Source organism: Burkholderia sp. Bp8984 (assembly GCF_003853755.1).
Classification (GTDB): Bacteria; Pseudomonadota; Gammaproteobacteria; order Burkholderiales; family Burkholderiaceae; genus Burkholderia.
In genome coordinates this window covers 23,929-47,914 of record NZ_QTQN01000036.1, presented here as the reverse complement: position 1 = coordinate 47,914, position 23,986 = coordinate 23,929, and the positions used below count along the sequence as shown (strand labels likewise).

The 23,986-nt window shown below is 60.8% G+C and carries 14 protein-coding genes and 3 pseudogenes; 5 read left to right on the top strand and 12 right to left on the bottom strand.

The features are described 5' to 3' along the window. Positions 1–67: 67 nt before the first annotated feature. Positions 68–547: pseudogene (locus tag DID98_RS28790) on the top strand (integrase core domain-containing protein); the annotation flags it as partial. 273 nt (positions 548–820) lie between these two features. Here the strand turns inward: DID98_RS28790 and DID98_RS28785 are convergent. The 3 genes from DID98_RS28785 to DID98_RS28775 form a co-directional block, all read right to left on the bottom strand. After that, the gene (locus tag DID98_RS28785; RefSeq protein ID WP_260428119.1) at positions 821–1,879 is read right to left on the bottom strand and encodes a hypothetical protein; all 1,059 of its coding nucleotides are present in this window, start codon (positions 1,877–1,879) and stop codon (positions 821–823) included. Positions 1,880–1,926: 47 nt separating this feature from the next. After that, positions 1,927–7,737 carry a phage tail tape measure protein gene (locus DID98_RS28780; protein WP_124571843.1) on the bottom strand — a complete coding sequence of 1,937 codons (5,811 nt, stop codon included), beginning with the start codon at positions 7,735–7,737 and terminating at the stop codon, positions 1,927–1,929. 592 nt (positions 7,738–8,329) lie between these two features. Next, a protein-coding gene (locus DID98_RS28775; protein ID WP_112750314.1) for an IS3-like element ISBcen6 family transposase occupies positions 8,330–9,540 on the bottom strand; the annotation gives its coding sequence in 2 pieces (ribosomal slippage) (positions 8,330–9,225 and positions 9,225–9,540; 1,212 coding nt in all). 223 nt (positions 9,541–9,763) lie between these two features. Here DID98_RS28775 and DID98_RS28770 point away from each other — a divergent pair. After that, the gene (locus DID98_RS28770) at positions 9,764–10,081 is read left to right on the top strand and encodes a hypothetical protein (RefSeq protein ID WP_124571842.1); all 318 of its coding nucleotides are present in this window, start codon (positions 9,764–9,766) and stop codon (positions 10,079–10,081) included. A gap of 754 nt (positions 10,082–10,835) precedes the next feature. Here the strand turns inward: DID98_RS28770 and DID98_RS28765 are convergent. Genes DID98_RS28765 through DID98_RS28750 form a run of 4 tightly spaced genes read right to left on the bottom strand, consistent with a single transcriptional unit; the run spans position 10,836 to position 16,183 of the window. Further along, on the bottom strand, positions 10,836–12,449 hold the full coding sequence (locus DID98_RS28765) for a hypothetical protein (protein WP_124571841.1): 1,614 nt from the start codon (positions 12,447–12,449) through the stop codon (positions 10,836–10,838). A 6-nt stretch (positions 12,450–12,455) separates the two neighbouring features. Further along, positions 12,456–13,484 carry an ATP-binding protein gene (locus DID98_RS28760; protein WP_124571840.1) on the bottom strand — a complete coding sequence of 343 codons (1,029 nt, stop codon included), beginning with the start codon at positions 13,482–13,484 and terminating at the stop codon, positions 12,456–12,458. Positions 13,485–13,493: 9 nt separating this feature from the next. Next, entirely contained in the window at positions 13,494–15,515 is a 2,022-nt protein-coding gene (locus tag DID98_RS28755; protein ID WP_124571839.1) for a hypothetical protein, read from the bottom strand. Then, a complete protein-coding gene (locus DID98_RS28750) occupies positions 15,512–16,183 on the bottom strand; it encodes a hypothetical protein (protein ID WP_124571838.1) in 672 nt (223 codons plus the stop codon). The genes DID98_RS28755 and DID98_RS28750 overlap by 4 nt, the downstream gene beginning before the upstream one ends. Before the next feature lie 317 nt (positions 16,184–16,500). On the opposite strand from DID98_RS28750, the pseudogene DID98_RS28745 reads away from it, so the two are divergent. The 3 genes and pseudogenes from DID98_RS28745 to DID98_RS28735 form a co-directional block, all read left to right on the top strand. After that, positions 16,501–16,725: pseudogene (locus tag DID98_RS28745) on the top strand (DUF2945 domain-containing protein); the annotation flags it as partial. Beyond that, positions 16,725–17,281 (top strand): annotated as a pseudogene (locus DID98_RS28740) (DUF488 family protein); the annotation flags it as partial. The pseudogenes DID98_RS28745 and DID98_RS28740, both read left to right, overlap by 1 nt. A 224-nt stretch (positions 17,282–17,505) precedes the next feature. After that, on the top strand, positions 17,506–18,243 hold the full coding sequence (locus DID98_RS28735; RefSeq protein ID WP_124485404.1) for a sulfite exporter TauE/SafE family protein: 738 nt from the start codon (positions 17,506–17,508) through the stop codon (positions 18,241–18,243). A 185-nt stretch (positions 18,244–18,428) separates the two neighbouring features. Here DID98_RS28735 and DID98_RS28730 read toward each other — a convergent pair whose 3' ends face one another. From DID98_RS28730 to DID98_RS28710, 5 genes are all read right to left on the bottom strand, one after another. Beyond that, positions 18,429–19,007, bottom strand: coding sequence for an NnrU family protein (locus DID98_RS28730; protein WP_044847924.1), 579 nt, complete (start codon positions 19,005–19,007; stop codon positions 18,429–18,431). Positions 19,008–19,306: 299 nt separating this feature from the next. Continuing rightward, positions 19,307–19,834, bottom strand: coding sequence for a TfoX/Sxy family protein (locus tag DID98_RS36545; protein ID WP_124522429.1), 528 nt, complete (start codon positions 19,832–19,834; stop codon positions 19,307–19,309). Beyond that, positions 19,831–20,940: a malate/lactate/ureidoglycolate dehydrogenase gene (locus DID98_RS28720; RefSeq protein ID WP_124522431.1), complete on the bottom strand. Its 1,110-nt coding sequence runs from the start codon at positions 20,938–20,940 to the stop codon at positions 19,831–19,833. Before DID98_RS28720 ends, DID98_RS36545 begins: the two co-directional genes overlap by 4 nt. Before the next feature lie 60 nt (positions 20,941–21,000). Further along, a complete protein-coding gene (locus tag DID98_RS28715) occupies positions 21,001–22,455 on the bottom strand; it encodes a M20 family metallopeptidase (RefSeq protein WP_059506616.1) in 1,455 nt (484 codons plus the stop codon). A 126-nt stretch (positions 22,456–22,581) separates the two neighbouring features. Further along, the gene (locus tag DID98_RS28710) at positions 22,582–23,652 is read right to left on the bottom strand and encodes a nitronate monooxygenase family protein (protein WP_124522433.1); all 1,071 of its coding nucleotides are present in this window, start codon (positions 23,650–23,652) and stop codon (positions 22,582–22,584) included. Positions 23,653–23,986: the final 334 nt, after the last annotated feature.

Sequence of the window (23,986 nt, the reverse complement as noted above, 5' to 3'; positions counted from 1 at the left end):
CAGTGCCATGATGTAAGCGAGTTTCCGGCGGACTTTTTCAGTATGAAAGGAGCCGAACGATGAAACGCAGCTTTCGAACGGCCAGAGGTTCCGCGCGCTGACCATCGTCGACGTCTTTACGCGCGAAGCACTAGCCATCGATGTTGGCCAGCGACTGAGCGCTTCAGATGTCGTGCGTGCACTGGAAGAATTGAGGAGCAAACGCGGAGCGCCCCGCACGCTGTTTTGGAACAACGGCTCGGAATTTACGAGTCAGGTGATGGACCTGGGGGCTTACCATCACAAGGTCGAGATTGCCTTCAGCCGGCCCGGCAAGCCAACGGATAACGCATTCGTGGAGTCGGTCAACGGCACGCTACGCGATGAATGCCTGAACGTGCACTGGTTCACATCGCTGGCCGACGCCAGGGAGCAAATTGAGCGATGGCGGGTCGAATACAACGGGAGTCGGCCTCACAGGGCTCTCGGTGAAGTGCCGCCTGCCGAATACATCCGTCAGTTGGGCCTGCAGGCCCAACTGACGGACCAACAGAACGCCGAAGACTAACATTGCCTTTGGCACTCAAAACTGGGACCGTTCAACCGAGGCCGTTCTCCAAGAATGAAATGACCCGAAGAAATCACGTAGGTCAGTTGCGCGATTGGCCCTCAAGTCGATCCTTCGCGAGGCTTGCTCCACACTACTTTACTATGGGCTGCGAAATGCCTCAACGGCTCAAAGTCTGAATCCTCGCCTTACACTTCGAGCTTGCAACGATCGCAGGCTATTCCATCCAAGAATAGACACATCGCTGACCGGCACTGGAGTTTCCGTGACGAGTCAACGGTCCACCAGATTATGGCGATATAGCGCTTCGTCAAAAACATCGGTTGCGCCGAGCACCTCGAGATGCGCAAGGCTATTTCGCAATCGCTTAAGCTTATTCGCGGTCAAACGGATCGCGTTGCTTAACCGATTAATGTGCGCCACGTGCGACAATGGCCCAATCTCCATGTCATCGAGATCATCATACTTGATGCCGTCAACCACGACGGGCATGGTTATCAAGCCGCGCATACGGCGTACGAGACTTCTGCGCTGCAACTCAAGCGCTGGAAGAACCTCCGCCGCCTGCGCTGCCCACAATCGCATCATCAACTCCTGATGCACATCACCTTCGCTGACGACAATAAACGGATGAGCACATTCCACGTCATCAAATCGCTGAATTCCTCCAGATTCCCATGTCCGGGTCAGACCATCCGGCAATCCAAGTTCCAATATGGCCTCGCTCAACACCCTCTTAGGGTCTAGTAATTCATCAGGCTTTCGCTCCGTCAAGAATCGGGCAACATCAAGATCCCACAACGCCAGCCGGCAAATCATCCGAGCCATCAGCTTCAACTTGTAGTCGGCCTTAACTCCATTTCGGAGTATCGATGTAGTAAAAAGTAGTACATCAATCTCGCCAATTACGTTTTCACATTCCAATACACGCAGCGCCGCACCTCTTTCCGGCATCTCTCTCAACGAGACTCCTTCCGTTAGCAAGACTACGAGGGGACGCTCAATCGTTCCCACACCGCGGCTGACTAACTCATACTCGTCAAGAAACTGCTTCCATGCGCTCCACGTTGACGGCCGCACACCGTGGATCAGTACGATCTGCCCAGGTTTCAAACACTGTCGTAACAAAGATACTGTTCGCCGGATGGAACCTCCGTCATCTAGACAGAGTGTGGCAAAAATTTGCTCTACGGGGGCACCACCTTCATCGCGAACAGAATGGCAATCCCAGCCGTCAACGTGCAGCTTTTGTTCCAAGGCGCGCGAAAGACCATGCATCCCGTGCAGAGGCACCGGGATGAGAACACTACTGCCCTCTCTCAGCGCAGCCATAGCCTGATCAAGAAAATGACCAGGCCCCGGAAGATTCCAAAGGTGCATCAGTTTTGCAACCTCTTGAGCAGTCCGCTGATAAAAGGATCGAGACTCCAGTAGTCTCCCCCTTCGCGCACGACCAGACCGAGAAGGTCACCCCAATGAAGGCTTTGCTCCACCTTATCCCGCGTGACGTCTCCAAGCTCCGCCAGTTCCGATGCGGTCGCAGGCTCTCCCCAACTCGCTAGCGACTGGAGCACGACCTTCGGGTCGTGAATTGTCAAGCCGACGTGCTCAGCCCACGTCTTTGCATCATCGGACTCGATTTGAGAAAGGCTCAATTCCTCGATGCGTCGTTTCAGCTCGCGCGCCTCTCTGCAGTTAGCTACCAACTCTTGCAGCGCCGACGGCCAGTAGCCAGTCACCTGACGAACCTGATGACGTGTCTCCTTTTCCGAAGGAAGCTGGTGCTCAGCAAGCCAATGCTTGACGAACTCGTCGGTCCAAGGCAGCAACGACATCCAAGGCGCACGCATTCCGACGAATGATGCTCTATCTTGCATCGCGCTCCACAGAGTTAGTGGATCTGCAAGGAAAACCAACGAAACAAATTTGCTTGGACTTCTGAGCAGATTGAGTTTCTGCTCAGCGGCATCAATCCAGCCGGCGCTCCAAGGAGCAGTCGACGGAACCACTATCAAAGTGTTTCCTTCGGTATCACGGGCCTTTAGTGCACGATCTAACGATTTTGCGAACGACGGAGTATCCGGGCAGTCGTCCAGTACAACAACTCCTGCCGTCCCACCCACGTAGTCACGCAACGCCTCAACAACCTGCGTAATACCACCTGCACTATTGCCCGCAAGTGCAGTGATCGTATTCTCGCTCCGCATCAGTTCTCGAAGCTGCTGGTACGTCAGCGGATTGCGAATGTGGCTGTTTGGCGCCGCTTTGAGTGGCGGACGGAACGAAAGCTCAAATTCGACCGCTGGCTCACGGTCCTTTATAAGCACAGCCTCGATTTCGTCTTGGCTACCAAGCAACAGAAGGACATTCGGATTTCGAAGCGTGTAGTAACCCTTTCGAACGTTGCTGAGTACACCAAGTTCTACCATCTCGTCCAAAAGCACACGGAAATCAAGCTCACTCGTGTCCACAAATCCTTCAGGCCACCAATACAATGCTCCGCGCTCGCGAATACTCCGCCAATCCATACCATCTGCGTGTGCGAAAGTACCTCGTAGGGCAGCCAATGCGATCGCATATGCGACTACCTCGTAACGAGGATCCAACTGCAACGTCAGCCGGAATTTGGATCGAATTTCATCACGCAGCGCCCCGCTGGAGTATACGCTCTCGATGTCCTTGTCGGTAATGACGTAACGGGGCCCCGAATTGCGCTTTGCAATGGTCATACCGGACTGCATGTGGCGCAACAAGTGAGCGCAATACAGCTGGATGAGACTGGGATAATAGTTTGTCTGCGCGAGCACACGAATGACCAAACTGCGTGACTCAAAGCTGAATCCGGAAGCAGCCATTGGTCGACGCACGAGGTCCTCAGCTTCTTTAATTTCATCCTCGTCAACGAGCGGGCCAACCTTGATGGGTTCACCGAAATGAGCTAAGGGATGGTTTGCTCTCTCGGTCATCCGAAGTACGTTGTGCAGACCTGCGAATACAACTTTGAAGCGCCGGGCAGTGTCATCCATCAGTTGCTTCAAGCGCCGTGTCTCGGCGAAATCGCTCTTCCCGTCCTGTTCAAAGAAACGATCTGCCTCATCAAGTAACAGCAAAATACGACGATCCGAGTCCTGACCCAGAAAGCTTCTAAGTTCGTGAACTACGGTGTCAATGCTTCCCTTGCGAGATGGATTTGGGCTTGGGATCGAGCTATCGAGGACTTTGATGGCTTTCAGATGCTCGGCCAAGCAGATCCACAAGTCCCCTGCCTGGCGACTTACACCAATGCCCTCGGCGCGCAAGTCTACCCAACGCGAAAATCTGCCCGCCGCCGGCGCGTGGAACGACTGCTCTGCACGTCGCAAGAGAGCCGTTTTGCCCAGTTGCCGCCCACCGTAGATGAAGCATCTGCCGTTGAGTCCCTTTACGGCATCGAGCTCAGCACTTCTACCGTAAAACATCTCCGGAGGCACGAGCCCCGCCGTGGCGTCGTATGGGGCTGAGTACGCGAATGGAAGGGCAAGCTGGAAGAACCCGGACACCCGTGAAACGGACTGTGCCGCCAAATAGACGAGCATGACCTCGTCGATTAGCAAGAACGCCCGGCGCATGGTCTTGGCGAGTCTCGACAATTCCCGCCACCGATGACCTTTCATGCGAGCGAAGTAGAGGATGATCGTCGCCTTCTGCAGTGTCGAGTCACCCACGAACTGCAAAATATCTTCCTCCGCCGGTTGATCCCAAATGCAGATTACGCGGTAGCGGCCCTTCGCCATGGACCCGAAGTGAGGCACCGGGCAGACCGTGCGATCTTCCAACTCACCTATGTCCAGATTCCAAACATCTCGGTTATTCGCACGCTCATTGGCCGACTGTACTCGTTTGAATGAGAAGCCGAGACCACTAAAGAATGCCTCAAGTTGCCCCGCTTCTGCTCGCTTTCTGGACTTCAGGTCAGACCACAATGCATACAATCTCGCCGCTTGTTCCCGCTGCGCGGAACCAAGACGGTGGAAGTCCAAGGGACCGACCTTTTGACCACTTCGAATTGCACCGTCTACGACAGCCCGAGCAGGATTCGACTCCAGCCAAGCGTCGACGTCTTGCTCTACCGAGGGGAAGAAATCAGTGAACAGGTCGACCGAAGCGTGTCCTTCAGGCCATACCGGCTTACCATCGCGCAAGCGGTGCAGTAGTTCGTTAGCTGTCGCAACATCGCCGAGTGCCAAGATCTTCTCGACCTCAGTTATGCCAACCTCGGCCTCCTCGTTCCGACGAATTTCAGAAAGTGATCGCCGAACCTGATCGGTACGCGTTGTACGATTACTCTCCAGCGCCCTGCGCACGGAGCCCACTGCGGCAATTGCCGCATCAAACGTTCCAAATTGTTCGGCTCGCGCTTGGCATCGAACGAGCTCCGTTTCGAATTGCCCGAGGTCTTGGTCGTTCAAATATCCGTATGCTCTGCCGACCTCAACCTCACGCCGGACATCAGCGATTGCACGCCCCAAGGCCAAGCGCCAAGATTCACGCTCCCGCTTAAGCTCGGTACCCCAGCGCTCGGCCAGCGTCGGGTCCGGGTAGTCTTGCACGATCAGCTCAGCACCAAAGAGGTCGCCACTTTCCACGCGAGCCCTATAGGCGTGCTCCCAGTCTTCGGGCGCGTTCGACCACGCGGATATCGCGGAGATCACACCGTCGGCGGCCGTTCTCACTTCCCAGCGCTCAAACAGATGCAGCTCAGGAACCAACAGGACTTCCCGTGCCAAAGCCTCCGCCGCCGAGGGTTCCGCCGACAGCAGCTGCGCCGCAGGATCGAACAAGTCCTGCATCGCGCGAAACTCAGATCGGACAACCGCTTTGGCAGCCTTTATAAGTCCCCATTCGCATTCTTCACCACTATCCAACTCGGCTGCTAACCCAGGTGCCGCTTTATCAAGGGTCAAGCGAACCTCGTTCAACAAGGCACGAAGTCGACTACCGTGCTGCCCACCGGACTCCACCAAGCTAATCCATTTGCGAGCCAGCAACACCGCTTCCCCAGCACAGCGCTCTAGTTGACTCAGCGCACCCGAATGAATGTCTTCCCCCCGCGTTCGACGCAAATCCTTGCGGTCCGTTTCGCGGACTAAACGGAGGAATCCATCGGTGTCGGATAGATCCGCAACCAGTTGCTTCACTTGGGCTAAGCTTCCCGTCTCACGCAAGGCGACGGGCGAGACCAGCTGATGAATTACGCCCTGCGGCTTTGTCCAATGACGCCAAACATTAGTCGCCGCGGCAAATTTCATAGTCATCGCCGGAGCGTGCGTCTCCAACCACTCACTGGCCCCTTGTCGCAAGCCCTCCAACTCCATTTGAGTGCCCGCCTCCGTGCGCGCCGCTTTGAGTGCTGCCAGTTCAATGCGGAAACCCTGAAGCTTTTCGCTCAATCCACTGATTTCATCGATGAGCCCATACAACACCGGGTAGTTGGATAGATGCAAGTATCCAGCAACTGTTGCCGCCCCTACACTAGGAACGAGGACCATGGGCCGCAACGTTGCGGCCACCAGCAGCAGATTCAGCGCGGTATGCCACGCATGAGGGCCGTTTTGAACGAAGATCTCCGGGGAGAGGTCATTGAGGTAATTGGGGAGCGCTTCTCTGATCGACCCATCTGGCAACACCAGCTTATTGGCGAGGGTGACTGCGGCTAATAGTGCCGGCGGAGGCACCTTCAAGCCCGGATCCTGCACTGACAGTGCTTTCGTGAACTGGTACGCAAGCCCTAAGTGATGCTCGTTAAGCAACATCCAAATAGGCTTGCAACGGTCGCCTGCCTCAGCCGAATAGAGATCCTCGTCCGGCGCCTTCGTCTGGGCAACTTCGGGCGTTGATGGCATACGAAGCGAGCCCGCTTGCCATGACCGATCGTGTGTACCGGCCTCGGCTTGCGATACGGCCTCGGGTTCTGATTGAACATCGTCGGCCGGGGGCCCCGCATTGGCCTGCGACGCCTCCTGACGCAGTTCGAAGTCGGCGCGAGGTTCAAGATCTTTTGCGTAGCTCCCCGGCTCGGCCGGATCGTCTGAAGTGCGTACGTCGACTACTGGTTCGATCGCTACCGTTGGTTCAAAAGCGTTCGCGTACTCGCCGGCTCTTGGTTGGGCCACTTCGGCACAATAATCGGCACAGTGATCGAATGGTTGTTCGAAAGGCGAGGCGCACGCCAACAATTCATCTTCCAAACGTGGGAGCGCGTCCTCTGCATCCAGCAGATTGCGCTGTTCGTCCGCCTTCTTCCGTTCAAGTGCGCGCCTTTCCGCTGGAGCCTTGACTCCGCGTAACTGAGCAATTGTTGCGTCCACGGCAGCTTGCAGGGTCTCACGCTGGAGCCAGGCCTGCTTAAAACGTTCTGCACTTACCTCGACTCGAGCGCACGCTTTCTCTGACTCTTCAGCTAACGCTGTAAGTGCATCGCTCTCGGTACAACCTTGCTTTGCGGAATGCCAACGGGCCAATACCTGTTGGATAAGTTCGTCCACCAGCCATTGGAAAGGCTGTTCTGCCTGCAATTGCGTGCAGACTGAAAATAGGGTATCGACGGCAACATCAATTCTTGCCCTTACTAGGGTATCGCTGACAGGGATGCTCTCGACTGCGTTGCGCAACTCGCCACACAAACTTTCGAGGTTCTCCACTGCATCCAAGTTCGGTCTTTGCTGAAGCTCTTCAGTCAGGAGCTTCAATCTAGCAAGTAGTTGATCCCACCCCTGGTCCCACTCATCTTCAACGGTCTCGGGCAACTCATCTTCAATGGTCTCGGGCAACTCAGAGTTCATATTGGCGGGTACGCTCACGTTCCCTTCAGGCGTTGTGCCCAATCCCGGCTCAGAGTCTTGCACTAAGCTACCAAACTCGCCTTCCAACTTAGGTTGGCGCTTCAAAGCGTCACGAACGAACCAATCCGTGTACCCGATCGATGACAAGGCGAATGCAGCGCGAGCCAAGGTGTTCCGCTGCGCATCGTCCATTGAGTCCCATCGAGAAAGATCATCCACGATGCGCGGCCAAAGCATGAACACGCCGAGGGCCTGCGGCCAATTTTGCGATCTTTCGCGCGCCTTGAGCCAGTCTATGAGCCTCTCAGCTATTCGCGGCCATTCTTGGCACGAAGCTGACAGCGCAACTTCGTCGTAAACGAGCTCCATCCAACGTGGCTCGTAAGCTGAAAGCAACTGAACGTCCAATGCCAGCGCATAAACCCGACTACCTCGCCCCTTCCCCTCCCCGCTCCTACGTCTGACATAGGACCAAAAGGCTAAGCAACGCGCGAACGCGCTGAGATAGTGCGTAAGGACCCGCTCGTCTGAGCGCGGGATAGCCACGGTTCGATAGGTGCGCTTGTCGCTCAGCAAGGGGGCATCGATATCGATGCTGCGACGAACCTCTCGGCTTAACCCCGCTGATCGTTGCATGAGAGCTATTGCCGCAACGGTATGACCTTCCTGCACGAGGAGCGATTTGGGCAATCCGTCGACGGGGCGTTGTATCGAAGGCGATTCGCGTTGCAAGTCTCTTCCCCCGAATGATCGTTCTTTGGCAATTCGCGATACGGCCTCCACGAGTTACTGAAGAGGCGCAGCGTTAAACTGTAACATAATGTAACTCATATTTGGATTGTTAAATACGGACGTTCGCAGTGAGACACGCTATGACCTCCGGCCGCGCAACCTGCTCCTCGTTAGCAACAACGGTAGTGTCAAAGCTCCTGGAGTTGACCCTGTAATACCGGACACAGCCTCACACTAAGGTTGCTGAATCCATCGAGCGCCGGAACTCGCGAGGCGAGCGGTATTTCAGCGCGCTATGGGGATGCTTCTCGTTGTAATGCTCGAACGCGATGGCCAAGTTGCGTGCAGCAGTCGCTGCGTCCGGCTTCGGCATGAAGGCGACGTAGTCGCGTTTCATCGTCTTCACGAAGCTCTCGGCCATCCCGTTACTTTGCGGGCTGCATACCGGCGTGGTCAATGGCTTCAGGCCGATGGCCACTGCGAACCGACGCGTGTCGTCGGCCGTGTAGCCCGAACCGTTGTCGCTCAGCCACTCGATTTCGGACGGCGTATGCAGCTCGATGCCAAACCGATTTTCCACTGCAGCCAGCATCACGTCGCGCACGATGTCGCCGCTGTGGCCTGCCGTCGTAGCCGCCCAGCTCATCGCTTCACGGTCACAGCAATCCAGCGCGAACGTTACGCGCAGCGGCTCGCCGTTGTCGCAGCGGAACTCGAAGCCGTCCGAGCACCATCGCTGATTGCTGCGCTCGACGGCTACCTTGCCGTCGTGTCGACGTTGGGGCCGAGGTGGAATCGGTCGGCGCTGCATCAGCAGCCCATGTGTGCGCATGACGCGATAGATTCGCTTGGCATTAAACGGCGCCAGTCCGACCGCAACGCGCTCGTTGCGCAAGATGCCCCAAACCCGGCGATAGCCATAGCTGGGCAAATCGCCAATGACCCGGCGGATCTCCTCGACCGCGGCCGCGTCGTCACTCTGCCTCGATTGACGGCCATCGCGCCACGTCGCCGGACGCGACAGTCGTGCCGATACGTTCGAGCGCGACACGCCGAGAACTTCACAAACCAGTTTCACCGGTCGTCCTCCGGCAGCGAGGGCGAGTGCGCTATCCATTTTTTTGCCCGGCCGTACTCGACTGCTTCGCGAAGAATCTCGTTCTCCATGGTCTTCTTGCCGAGCATCCGTTGCAGCTCACGAATCTGCTTGAGTGCATCGGCCAGTTCCGAGGCCGGGACTACTTCCTCGCCGGCCTTGACCGCTGACAGGCTCCCACCCTGGTACAGCTTGCGCCAGTGGAACAGTTGGTTCGGATTCACGCCGTGCTGGCGCGCGACCATCGAAACCGATTTCCCCGGCTCGAAACTCTCGCGAACCATCGCCAGCTTCTGCTCCGCCGTCCAGCGCCGCCGACGCTCCGGGCCCGTCAACACTTCCATCACTTCCTGCCTAGTGTTAGTCAAAAACACAGTCCTATGCCTACCCGTTATTGTAAGTGGGTGACTGTGTCCGGCGTTTCAGGGGGCTGCTCCAGCTCCGCTCGCTTACAAGTTCCGGTGGAGATGCTAGATTGCGCCGAATTCGCGTTCAAGGCCTCAGCTCAATATGAATAGTCGAATACCCTCAGGGCGAACGCGACCGTTAGGTCTGTAAAGAGAGACCATGCTGAATATGAATTTCTGGATCACGAACCTGTTGATGCCGGGCGACCCGGCGAGCATGCCCATCGCCACACCGCAGGGCAGCTGGCGGTTCGTCAAGATGGCCGAATTCGCGTGGAACAGCGCAGCTATTCGCGGCGCGACCGACGATGCCATCCGTTGCAGAAACCTACTACCTGCGGGACACCGTTGGTGCAAATGTGATGTGGCTGGCTTCGACGCCGAAGTGACGCCAATCCTACGCGCGGCAAAGTATGCCACGGGCATGAGTATCACAAGCCAACGCGCAACAAAGAACGGGGCACCCGCCATCGTCTAGCAGTCGGAGCGTTGACTGCGTCCGCGCGGGCTCGACCAGCCTTCTTCGGTTGTCAGCACGCTTGACGAGTTTGCGGGTCTGCCAGAGGCATACGTCCGCGCATGGCCGGCCGCGGGTCAGGCTGAAAAGGCGCTGCTCGTACACCACTGGCTCGATTCGCCGAACTGCTAGTCAATAGAAGACCTGTATCTGAGTACAACGACCCAGCTACAGGTCATCCTCGTCCCCGAGGCGACAAGGCAACCCTGCCGGACGCTCTCGCCAATTCTCTCCGCACCGCGGAGAGAATTCAGCCATCGGTCCGCCGAGGCCCTCGCCTTTCACCACGTCAAATGTAGGCACCCGCAATGAAGCTACTGTATCGACCGAGACGAAGCCGCCTCACCAGTCACCCCACCCCCAATCGAAGAATCTCCAGGGCCGCGTCTGCCGCAATACCCAATGAACCTGCCGACGGCACGTCGTCGCCAGCATCAGAAATACCAGGGCGCCGAAACGGTGACTGCACCGCTTTTCGCTCGCTCAATGCCCCTCGGACAAGGTGCCTCGCAAGCGGAGGCTTCGCTCATATCCCGAAATGAAGGGTAACATAGCCCTTACTATGTTGCCCTTCAGTCCTTGCGGCTCGGTGCCGCACTCTAGCATCTAAAGCAGAAAATCAACTTGCGGACAATCAACGTTCCGACTCACTACTGCCGCCTGTAATTCTACGCGAGCCGCGGCGACAAATCCCCCGGAGGTCAATGTGAATCCATCAGGGGAATACGTATTTGAACGCTCCGGCGCCGCGACGTTCACGATAGTGCAGCATGAACAGCAGGTCGATCGGCACGCGTGAGTTCCAATTGAACTTCTCGAAGGCGTCGGCATTGAATTTCGCCTTGGCGTCAAACATGGACCACCGATGCAATTCTCGTTGTGTGCAGCGTTCCCAAGACTGTCGCGCAAGTTCATGGCCGTCTGGCACAACGACCGCCCAGCCGGGTACTGTAGCCACCTCCAGCGACTCACCAGCAATTTGTGCAACCGGTAATAACAGATCGCTCCCCCGTAGCGGATTAACGATGACCTTGAGGTTGGAGCCAATATCCTGGACCTCAAGCCCCATCCAGATCCTCAGGAATTCAGCGTAGAGAATCCGCGGCACCAGTTCAGCCGACGGAGCCAGACCACCCAGGGTCGGCATACGGAGCTTCCAGCGCCTGACCGGTCGATCGGCGTCGCGCTCGGAGAACGTAGCGGGGAGCACCGCCCAACCTGACGTCGGGTGAACCGCCCCGGATTGAAACCCGCGGCTACGGGGAAACGCGGCATTCGTTTCCCGCATCTTACGGAGCGTTTGCTCAACCGCATCGACATTCTGCTCAATTGCTCGCCTCCAAGCGATAAAGGCGAGGCACACGGCACAGGCCTGCTCGCGGTCGAGACAATAGACGTCTGCACGCTTTGCCGACGTTAGAATCGACAGGCAGCGTCGATGCGGGCGAACGAACTTTCGGAAGATTTGCCGCCGCACCGAGCGATAGCGCCGTATAGTCAGCCGCTCTACGTCAAGATCATCGACCGGACTGCGTCTGCTCCCCGTCCACCGGAAAATATTCGCCGGCGTTGCGCCCCTGTTGGTCAACCAACATTCCGGCGGCAGGGCGAGCCCGCACACGGCGCCCCATTGCAGCGCGCCCAAATTCAGCGCCTCCCGAAAACCTCCGGCACCCAGCGCATCCCCTATCAGCTCATTGGCGACCCGCTCCCGATCGCAGACCGACCGCCACCACGCAGCAATCTCGTTGCAACAAATTTCCGCGGCTCGACGAAGATCTGGATCCGTGACACCTGCAATCCGATACGCTGGGTCGATAATCCGGGTGCCGCAGGCAGGGCACGTGACCGTCTGGGAGAGATCGCGCGGGCGCATCGTGCGCACCGTCGTTGCACACTCGAAACAGCCCGACGCTAGCGGAATGCGATGCCAAGGGCAGTGTGTCAAGCTACCGAGCGCAAACAACGTGCAATGGTAGCCGGCCCTCGCACAAGCCGGGCAGTGCCGAATAGTCCGAGTACCCAGTAACGACGCCGGAAAACCCAACGTGTCCAGAAACCCCATCTCAAGCACAGTACGATGCTCGCCCAGCAGCGCAGCATAGCGGTCAAGTGCAATACTTTGCGCCGAAATGAATTCGCCGCCGGCCTGGCCCGTTGCTGCCGAATGCGACACCAACTGTCGCAGTTCGTTCCATGTCAGGAAATTCGTCGCCATCACTCTCGCGAACACCGACCAGGCCGACTCGAATGGCGCAACACTGCCGGCCATCCAAGTCAGCCGCGCGCTCTGAAAATCGCGATCACTCGCGTTCAGGATCCGCCGCATATAACTCTAACCTCCCCAGCCAAGGTCCGAGGCATCGATGGCACTTTTGATATCCTTTACCTCGAGCCGGAACTGCTCATCGTCAAACCTGTGAAGCGACAAGAAGAGCCATTCGATGGTCATCGCAATCGCTTCCATGCTCAATCCACTCTCCGCGTCTGACGTCGCCGCAGACAATTCACTCCAGATCAGTTCCGCGTAGTGATGGAACCGAAATCCTTGTCGATACGCCAGTGGAAAGAAAAACTCCGTGAAACTCCAGCCGGACCCCACCGGCCATTCGCTCTTTGAGTCGAGATAAGTGAGTACCCCTGTCAGCATCTCAACACCTGTGCAACCATCAAACGATTTAGGGCGACGAAAGAACCGCGCAATCAAGTGCTGCTTGTTCTGTTCCTGAAGGCTAGTGATAAGGTGCTCGACGTCGGGTTGCCCAAATGAGATGACCGTCATCGTGGTGCCACGAAGATCGAGCAGGTTGCCGAGTTCCAGCAGACTGCCCATATCGTGCTGATTGAACAGGTTGACTTCATCCAATATCAAGACAAAATGATTGCCGCCCTTGGCAGCAAGGCTCGTTTCGATGTCCGACACGACGTTGCGCAGTAACACGGTCGCATCCGTTCGGGCCGCACATACGTGCCCTACGCTCTCGAGTATCACGCGATAGGCATGTCCGCTGACCGGACGCAACGTCTCCCGCGCTGCCGCCACGATCACGTGCGTTCTGGGAAACTCCTCGAGTAAATAATGGCGCACTGCCCGCGCACAGGTCGTCTTGCCGTATCGGGTCCTTCCAATAAAGACCAGACCGGTACGACGGGCGAAGACGCGCTCCCGAATAGCTCGATACGCGTGCTCGATCACGAACGTGGGAATTGTGTAACGTCGCGTCATAAGAGGATGACGTTCGATCAGATTGGGACGATGCTCAGGCAACCAGCCACCGACGGGAAGATCCGGTCGCGCGGCATCAGCGTCGAGCCTGATTCGCTCAGGCAGGTTAGTAGCCTGCTGATCATGTGCGGTGCTCACGTGCACCTCCTACGTGTTGTTGAGCCGCTTCTTTGAGGTAAAAAAATCATCCGGAAGCGGCGACATCACAGTCCGGTTTGGAAATTCCACAATCGGCTCAACACGCAGCGTCGGCTGCCGCTTCGCGTGATCGTCCTGCACACGCGGCTTGACGCCCGCATCAAGGGCTACCCGCGCCGCTGCCGTCGCTTCTTTCGGTGCCACCACTTGCCGCTTGCTCTTCGGTTTGACTTTGCTCGCGAGCCAGTCGAGATAAGCTAGCACCGGATCCTCGGTTTGGTTCAATTGCAAGATACGCTTGGATATCAGACTGAATATCGCTTTGCGTGTGGTGAGGTTGTGCTTCGTCACCCCCCACTTTCTATGAGCGACAAGCACACCGTACTCCTGTCCATTGACGAGAAATGCATGAACTTGCCTCATATCCTCGTCGTCGATATAGATCACAATTTTCTTTCCGAGCAGCCACGCGGAATCAGCAAGAAGTGGATTGGTATATCGCACATGCTCGAGCTGAATGTATGGCCTGCGTCCCGAACTGATCGAGCCTCGAACCGTCACCAGTTCTGCCCGACGCGCAAGGCGAGGCATGCCTACTACGTTCGGCGGCAGTGTTCTAACCATGCATCTGGGTGACTCCCCGCACAGGAACTGACGCATCGCTTCAAGGGGCGAGTTGTAGTAATTCCGCTCGCCGGCCAACGCGTTGTGCTCGGCAAAATGGATATCAATCAACTGCTCAGCCTCATCTGCACGAATCTTGAATCGAGCCGCTGCGGCCTCCGCATCGGGCGCGCGTCCATGCCCACGATCGGTTCCGCTCGTCGAAGGAAGGCGCTGGAATACATTCCGAGCAATTTTCCCGAACGTTCTTTCCACATTCGGGCGATGTTCGAAATGACCGGGTGGTCCCCAGTTGATGATGAAGCCAATGCTCTTACGAACGGTGTCGTGAATCTGACTCGCGAGATTGGCGAGCGCGCCATCAAGCATCGTGATGCTCCAGACCGCGTGAGCTGCCTCGGGTATCACACCACTCGGCAACCCGCTACCCGTTGGATATGCAAGCGCCGGTGCCATCAGAGTCTTAGGCTGCCATACTTCGACGATCGCCTTACGAATCAGCGCTGCCACATCTGTAGCGCGGACCTCGCTGGCATACACGACGCTGTAGGCCAACACTGCGGTTGTCATGCGGTCTACCGCGGCAAGCAGCCACAATCGCTGAAGCGTGACCTCCGTTGTTGTGCCCTCCGGGGTTTCGAACGCGATCGAAAAAAACGCGTCGATCTTGTAAGCATCGATTTCGACGGCATCGTACGGTTCCGAGCAGGGAATGAGCGGCAATACGCCCTTCCCCGTCGCCGCATGAGCCTTCGCCTCATCTCCCCCTTCGTAGGCGACCGCACGGCTAAACGTTTGGCGGAACAACGACCGCATGTATGGCTCGATTGTCTTCCGTCCCTGATGCTTTGTTCGAAATGGCCACTCGGCGTCCGTCACGTTCTCGCGCCGGAGTGTCTCATGGAAAATGCGCACGAGGTGCGCCCCAGTCGGCCGATAGTGATCCGGCTCATTGCGCTTATCTTTTTTGAGTCGTTTGACAAGCTTGTCTTCGAGATCAGGCAACCGCGTCAATATGGCAGTAAGGGCGCACGACATGCCGCCTTGCTGCTCCTGCCGCTTCTCGCACTCCTCGCTACGTCGAACATTGGGTCTGATATGCACGTACGGCAAAAGGGCGCGATACCCCTGAATACGACCATCGTCGGCAAGCTCCAGACATCGCCTGAAAAGATTGCGCACCATCGCCCCGTCCTGGCCAGTCACTGTCCGAATTTCGCGATAAGTCTTCCCTTCGGCAAACATCTTGATCGCCTTGACCCGGCTCGACAGCATTTGCGCACGCGCCCCCGTTTCATCATCAAGCATTGCCGCAAGCTCAAAGTCGACCGATGGCCACGTATCGAGCGATTGGGCAGTCGCTAATACTTCTGCTCGCGACCAGCGAGCACGTGTTGTGGCTATCATGGTTCGCCCTCCCATCGCCATGAAGTGTCGAGCGTATATCCCGTCCGAGAGAGATCCAGGCGCAACCCAGCGACAATCGCCAAACGCGCAATCAGGCCCTTCACGATCGTCGCGTCGACGTCGGGCATAGCCTCAATAATTTGCCGCACCGTGCCGGTCTCGATCTTCCGGACAATGTTCGATACAAGTGCCACCTCAGATGCGAGCCCTTGGTCCCTCAGCCCTGCAGCAAAACAAATGACCTTAGCCCAGCGCATCGCAACAGTGGCTTTCGAACGAAGATCGGATTCTCGGATCAGCCTTACTTCGTTGGCCACATCGGAGCAGTTTGTCGGTGGCCCCCCTTGGTCAACGGCCTCGTTGTCATGCACAATCCGATGCCCCCCAATCCGGTTATCGCGCGTGGTCACGAGCGCGTGAACGCCCCCCCATCTGGCAGACGGATCAGGCTCATCGGTGTCATCACACAATTCGAAGGACACAATGCCTGGATCTGTCTCTAAATAAACGATCCAGTGTAGGAAGCGGTAGTCCGAGGGAACAATCCAGTCGCGGCTTGTCTTAACGCTATAGACAAGGTAGAGCTGCCGATTTCGGCGACCACGATACCGGTAAGCGCGCATGATGTTTACGCGCTGCTGCGACGAGAGTGTTGAGCGGGGCGCCACGACGCCTCCAGTGGCCGGCGAAATACATCCGGCGGGCAAGATTGAATAAACTTTAGTTCAAACGGCAACTTTGCGTATTGTTTAGTTCGAAAATCCTGGAAGAAAATGTCTCCCACTACAGTGGCCAGGCACCTCCGATCGACCGCCAGACATGGGCAGCCCCAGACATTCGGTGGGTGAAATTTAGTTCCAGAGACTGCTTGCGTCCGCAGCCCGGCACGCCCCCGCCGCCCGTATCTTTTTCCATGCCCGGCGAGCGCCGATAACGCGTACGGCAACGACCGACGACACCGCACCGATGCAACGAGGCTCCCCGCATGACGACGCCATTCAAGCCGGGCGACCACGTCCGCTGGAATTCCGAAGCCGGTTACGTGACCGGCACGACCATCGCGATCCACACGCAGGATTTCGACTACAAGGCTCATCGCGAACACGCATCGCCCGACGATCCGCAATACGAGATCAGGAGCGACCGCACCGACCACATCGCCGCGCACCGCGGGCACGTGCTCGAACGCGTTGCCGGCAAGGACGATTCGTGGCGCTCCCGTTCTACACGATCGGCCATTCGAACCGCACGCTCGACGCGTTCATCGAGATGCTCGACGCGTCCGACATCGCGCTGCTCGCCGATATCCGGAAGATGACGCGTTCGCGCACGAATCCGCAGTTCAACGAAGCAACGCTTCCCGGCGAGCTGGCCGCGGCCGCCATCGCCTACGAGCACATCGCCGCACTCGGCGGCCTGCGAGGCAAGTCGCTCGGCGTGCCCGACGACGTCAACGACTTCTGGACGAACCGCAGTTTCCATCGCTACGCCGATTACGCGCTGTCGCCCGAGTTTCGAGCGGGCCTCGACAGCTGATCGCGCAAGGGCACCGGCAGCTTTGCACGATCATGCGTTCGGAAGCCATGTCGTGGCGCTGTCATCGGCGCATCGTGTCCGACTACCTGATCGCGCGCGGCGAAACGGTGCTGCACATCATGGGCAAGAACCGCGTGGAGCCCACGCGTCTTACTGCCGGCGCGGTGATCCGGGACGACGGTACGATCGTCTATCCGGACGTCGAAGGCGATGCGCCAGCGGAAACGCCGACACGCAGCCGAACGCGTGACGCGACACCGGTCGGGTGCGTAACGGCGCGGGCGAAACGCGAAACGGCGCGAAAGCATCACGCCCGACGCAACGCCCACGTCGATCAGCCGCGCCCCCTGCAACGCTGCGCGCCGGCCCGCTTTGCGCCGCCGCGATCCTGCATTACCATCGGGCGTCCGCCGCGCGTACCCGCGCGCCCCGCCACTTCTCCGCTTCCGCACCAATGCTCGCCCTCATCATCGTCGCCGGCCTGTGGGCCGGCCTGCAAAACGCCCTCGCGGGCGGCGGCTCGTTCGTCACGCTGCCCGCGCTGATCGTGTCGGGAATGTCGCCGCTCGCGGCGAACATCACGTCGACGGTCGCGCTGTTTCCCGGCCAGGTCACGACAGGCTGGGCCAGCCGGAACATGGTGCGCGGCGCGGGCAAGCTGTCGTTTCGCGCGCTGTTCGCGATCAGCGTGGTCGGCGGCGCGCTCGGCGGCCTGCTGCTGCTGAAAACCCCGTCGTCGATCTTCTCGCACCTCGTGCCGTGGCTCGTGCTGTTCGCGACGGTCGTGTTCGCATGGGGCAGCTTCTTCCGCAAGACCGGCGCCGGCACGCAGCATGTCGGCCCCGTCACGGCCGCGATCTCGCAGTTCCTGATCGCGATCTACGGCGGCTACTTCGGCGGCGGCATCGGCTTCCTGATGATGGCCGCGCTGACGATGGCCGGCCTGTCGCCGCGTCACGCGATGTCGACCAAGAACGCACTCGCGGGCGTGATGAACGCGTCGGCGGTCGTGCTGTTCCTGACCTCGCCGCACCTCCACTGGCAGGCGGCGATCGCGCTCGGCGGCGGCGCGATCGTCGGCGGCCTGCTCGGCGCGTGGGCGCTGCACCGCGTGAACGAACGCGTGCTGCGGATCGCGATCGTCTGCATCGGCGCCGCGCTGACCGTGGGGCTGTTCGTCAAGCCGATCTGACGCGCGCGCCCCGATCGCGCCGACGGCACGCATGCCGTCGGTCGCGACGAACTCGCCATCGATCGGCAGGCGCCCCGTGCGCCGAGCGATGGCGGGCAATGCGCCCGCCTCGATGTCGCGGCGGATTCGCGGGCGCGGCGGGCGGCCTGCGCGCCCCGCTCGTCAATGCTTGCAGGCGCGCGCGTTCAACCGAACGGCCGCACGCCGATCAGCGGGCCGTGCAGGAACCAAGCGAAGACGGCCCATACGACGAGCCCGGCGACGATCGTCACGGCATCGCCCGACAGGCTGCCGGCCGGATAGCGGACGCCGTTGCGGCGATCGCGCGCGCGCCACACGACGAAATCGACCAGCGACCACACGAAGAATGCGCCGAACAGCACGACCGCGTGCAGCGTGCCGTTCGCGAGCAGGTGCGCGATCGCCCATACCATCACGCCGGCCACCATCGGATGGCCGACGAGCGTCTTGATGCGGTTGCGCGGCACGTAGGACGCGGCAATCAGCACGAACGCGATCGCGGTCAGCATGCCGGTGAGATGGCGAACGCCGACGGGCGACACCCACAGCAGCGTCCCGCCCTGGCGCGCGATCCCGTAACCCCAGATGATCAGCACGAAGCCGACGATCGACGCGATCGCATAGGGGCCCTTCCAGCGTTTCTCGCCGATCCGCTCGATGGTCGCGGATCGCCAGCCGTCCGCGACGATCCGAATCGAATGCACACCGAGGAAGATCGCTAAACCGAGAATCAGGACGAGCATCGGTTGTCTCCGTCTGGAACGATGAGTGGGGAATCATTCGCGCGGCTTTCGATGCGCCGTTCGCGAGGCCGGCGACACGGCCGGCGCGGGTCGCGCCAGACGCGGACGCGATCCGCGCCGATCATAAACGCCGTAGCCGCCGTTGTGAAGCATGACGCACGCACGGTTCGGCAAGGTTGATGCTTTCGTACATCCCGTGCGGTTGGCAGGAATCTGGCGCATCTCCCCACGCTTCGCGAGTCGCAAACTCAGGACAACGTAAATCGTCGCGCAGCGACGATGGGCGGCCGGCGCTACGGTTACTTGCGCTTCGCCACGGATTTCGTGGCCCGTTTCGAAACAGGTTTCGGCGCCGCTTTCGCGGAAGGTTTCGCGGACGCTTTCGCAGCCGGCTTCACACTCCGTTTCTCAGCCGGCGTTGACGCCGCTGCCGTCTTCGGCTCCGCAGGCGGCTTCGGCGCCGCCTTCCCCTTCGCCTTGCGCTTCGGCGCCCCCGCCAGCAACGCCGCCCGATACGCGCCGCGGCACCAGTCGAACAGCGCGCCCGCATCCTCCAGCACGTCGGCCGGCGTTTCGTAATAACCCTCGAGCGCAACGGTGCGCGTAGGGCGCTCATACGAGAACGGCCCCATCCCTGCCGCCACGAACGCGGGACGGTTCACGTCGTCGACGCGCAGGAACAGCGACCCGCGCGACATGAAGCCGAACATCACGCCGTCGAGCCGCATCGCGGCGCCGCTGAAGAACCGCGCGACCTCTACCTTGCCGAGCGGCGCGAGCCGGTACGCGATCTCCTCGCCGTGCGCCTTCTCCGATTGCCAGCTCATGCGGGCTCCGTGCAGCGCCGTGTCCACACGTCGAGTTCCGCGTCGTCGAAGCCGACGGCCGCCGCGCTCTCGCGGATCTGCCGCCACGTCGCGCGATCGACCGGAATGCCGTCCACGCCGCGTGCGGCGCGGCTCGCCTCCTCCGGCTCGCCGGGCATCCGCACCGGCGCATCGCCCGCCTGCGGCGACGCCTTCGCCCATTCGACGAACGCATCGGCTTCGCGCTGCGCATCGGCCGCATCGAACGCGTCAGGATCGATCAGCACCGACAGCATCCCGTTGACGATCGCGCTCGTCTTCTGCAGCGTGTCGCCGTAGGTCGTATGCCCGCCGACCAGCGCGCCGCCGAAGATCTCGCACATCGCGGCCAGCGCATACCCCTTGTGCAGCCCGAACGGCAGCAGCGCGCCGAACGGCTGCTCGTGCATGACGGCCGGATCGTCGGTCGGCTGGCCGCGATGATCGATCAGCGACCCGGCCGGCACGCGCTTGCCCTGGTTGTACGCGACCCGCGTCTTGCCGTAAGCGATCGCGCTCGTCGCGAAATCGAGCAGCAGCGGCGGCCGCCCCGCGCGCGGATACGCGGCGCAGAACGGATTCGTGCCGAAGCGCGCATCGGTGCCGTGCAGCGGCGCGACGAGCAAGTCGCCCGGCACGTTGACGAAATGGAACGACACGAGCCCCGAGCGCGCGCACTGCTCGGCCCAGTGCCCGATGCGGCCGAGGTGATGGACGTCGCGCAGCCCGATCGCGCAGATGCCCATGCGTCGCGCGCGCTCGATGCCTTCGACCATCGCCTCGAATGCGATCACCTGGCCGAAGCCGCGTCCGCCGTCGATGGTGAGCACCGCGCCGCCGTCGCGGACGATCGACGCGTGCCCGTTCAACTGCAACTGCCCTTCCCGCCACGACGCGACGTAGTTCGGGATCATCCCGATCCCGTGCGAATCGTGCCCGGCCAGATTCGCGCCGACCAGGTGATCGGCGACGAGCCGCGCCTCGCGCTCGCTGCTGCCGACCCGCTCCCAGAGTGCCGCGACGAACGCGTGCAGCGGTTCGGCGCGCATGCGCAGCGGGTCGGTATCGGGGGTCGGCAGCGCGGTCATCGGCAAGGCTCCGTCAGGTCGGGTTGGATCCGGTCGGGTCGGGACAGACGGCGCGAACGCTCAGCGCGCGGACGCGATCACGTCCGCCACCGCCGCGGTCAGCTTCTTCGCGTACGGCACGTGCAGGAACTCGTTCGGGCCGTGCGCATTCGACTTCGGCCCGAGCACGCCGCACACCATGAACTGCGCGGACGGGAAGCCGGCCTGCAGCACGTTCATCAGCGGGATCGTGCCGCCGAGGCCCATGTACGCGCAGTCCGCGCCGAAGTGGCGGCGCGACGCGGCGTCGAGCGACGACGCGAGCCACGGCGCGAGATCCGGCGCGCTCCAGCCGGTCGCGGCGCCCGCATCCGGCTTGAACGTGACCTTCGCGTTGTACGGCGGATCGAGTTCGAGCAGTTCCTTCAGTTGCTGCACGGCCTGAGCGGCATCGACCAGCGGCGGCAGGCGCAGCGACAGCTTGAACGCGGTGCGCGGACGCAGCACGTTGCCCGCGTCGGCGAGCGCCGGCAGGCCGGCCGCGCCCGTCACCGACAGCGACGGACGCCACGTCGAGTTCAACAGCGCCTCGCGCGGATCGGTGGTGGTCGGCAGCACCGGCTTGCCGTCCGCGCCGCATGCCCACGGCAGCCCCTTCCACACGGCGTCGCCGAGGATCGCGGCGGCCGCGTCGGCCTCGCGCACGCGGCTGTCGGGAATCTCGCAATGGAACACGCCCGGCAGCAGGTTGCCGTTCTTCGCGTCTTCCAGGCGCTCGAACAGCTGGCGCATCACGCGGAAGCTCGACGGCGCGATGCCGCCGAACACGCCCGAGTGAACACCCTCCTCGAGCACCTCGACCTGCAGGTCGCCGGACACCAGCCCGCGCAGCGACGTCGTGAGCCACATCTGGTCGTAGTTGCCGGCGCCCGAATCGAGGCACACGACGAGCGACACCTGGCCGAGCCGGTCGCGCAGCGCATCGACGTACGGCAGCAGGTCGTAGCTGCCCGACTCCTCGCAGGTCTCGATCAGGCCGACGCAGCGCGGGCGTTCGACGCCCTGCTCGTCGAGCGCGCCGAGCGCGGCGAGGCTCGCGTAGATCGCGTAGCCGTCGTCCGCGCCGCCGCGGCCGTACAGCTTGCCGTTCTCGAACTTCGGCGTCCACGGGCCGAGGTCCGCGCGCCAGCCGTCGAATTCGGGCTGCTTGTCGAGGTGGCCGTACAGCAGGATCGTGTCGGTGCTGCCCGAGCGGGTTGCGGGGGTTTCGAAGAAGATCACCGGCGTGCGGCCGGGCAAGCGCACGATCTCGAGCTTCAGGCCTTTCACCGGCTGGCGTTCGGCCCACTGCGCGGCATCGGTGACGACCCGTTCGAGATAGCCGCGCTTCGCCCAGTCGGGGTCGAAGGCGGGGCTCTTCGCGGGAATCGCGATGTAGTCGGTCAGTGCGTGGAGGATTTCATCGTTCCACTTGCGCTCGACGAAGGTAACGAGCTTGTCATGGTCGAGGACGGGGGTAGTGTCGACGGAGGTCATGGTGGGGTGCCTGGATAGGGCTGACGAAAAACCGGATGATACGCCGATGCCCCCGCCCCGGGGCGCTTTCCGTGCCGTATTCGGGGCCCGTTCGGGCCCGTTTCCCGCAGCGCGTCGCGCACCCGCTCAAACGGCCTGCGGGAATGCGTCGCACAACCCCGCCGCGCACGCGATCGCGTCGTCCCACAGCCGCCGGGTCAGCACCCCGGCATCCTCTTCCCGCGCGAGTGCCGCGGCCTCGCCCGACCACAGCAGCGAGAAATCGTCGCGCCCCTGCCGCTCGAACGCGACGCGCAGCGGATCGACTGCCGCCGTCGCGAGCGGGAACGCGGGCGCAAGCGCGCTCATCGGCCCCTGCTCGCGCATGAAGCGCGTCAGCAGGCCGCGTCCGGGGCGGCCCGTGTAGAGGTTGGTCACGCGCGTGCCGTCGTCGCGTGCGGCCCGCAGCGCCGCGCGGTGCTGCGTCGAGCGGCCGGCTTGCGGCGTCAGCAGGTAGCCGGTGCCGATCTGCACCGCGCGTGCGCCGAGCGCGAACGCGGCCGCGATGCCGCGGCCATCGGCGATCGCGCCGGCGGCGATCACCGGCGCGCGCACCGCGTCGACGAGCTGCGGCAGCAGCGCGAACAGGCCCGGCTGCGCGTGGATGTCGTCGGTCAGGAACATCCCGCGATGCCCGCCCGCCTCGGCGCCCTGCGCGACGATCGCATCGACGCCGCGCGCATCGAGCCAGCGCGCTTCCTCGACGGTCGTCGCGGACGAGACGATCAACGCGCCCGTGCGCCGCACCCGTTCGAGCAGTGCTTCGTCCGGCAAACCGAAATGGAAGCTCACGACGGCCGGGCGCAGTTCCTCGACGACCGCGCACATCGCGTCGTCGAACGGCGCGCGACCGGGGCCGCCCTTCACGTCGGCCGCATCGAGCCCGGCTTCCGCGTAGTAGCCGGCCAGCGCCGCGCGCCAGCGCGCGTCGACCTCGGCATCGGGCGCGGGCGGCGCATGACAGAAGAAGTTGACGTTGAACGGCGCCGGCGTGCGTGCGTGGATCGCCGCGATTTCGTCGCGCAACTGCTGCGGGCCGAGTGCCGCGCATGCGAGCGAGCCGAGCCCGCCCGCCTCGCAGACCGCAATCGTCAGCGGGCTCAGGGAACCGACCATCGGAGCCTGGATCAGCGGCAGGCGGGAAGGCAGCATCGTCATCGGAATCACCGTTCGGTAGACGTAATCAATGGCGCGGGCGAGCGCATTTCGAGCGCTCGATAATAACCGACTAATTCAATCAGGGTTTGACGACTCACTCAGCCCGCAAATTGAATTAACCGGTTCGGCAAAAATCGATTATCCGTTCAACCTGACCCGCATCTCACCTTCACCCCGGAACCACCGTCCGGACGGCCCATACAGGCCATTCGCCCCGGTGCAGCCACCGTCATCCGCACCAAAGCGTTTCACCCTTTTCAATGATCGACATCAATATTCAAGATATTAAATTGTATCGCTTACCCTTATTCAAACCTAATTAAGATATAAGATG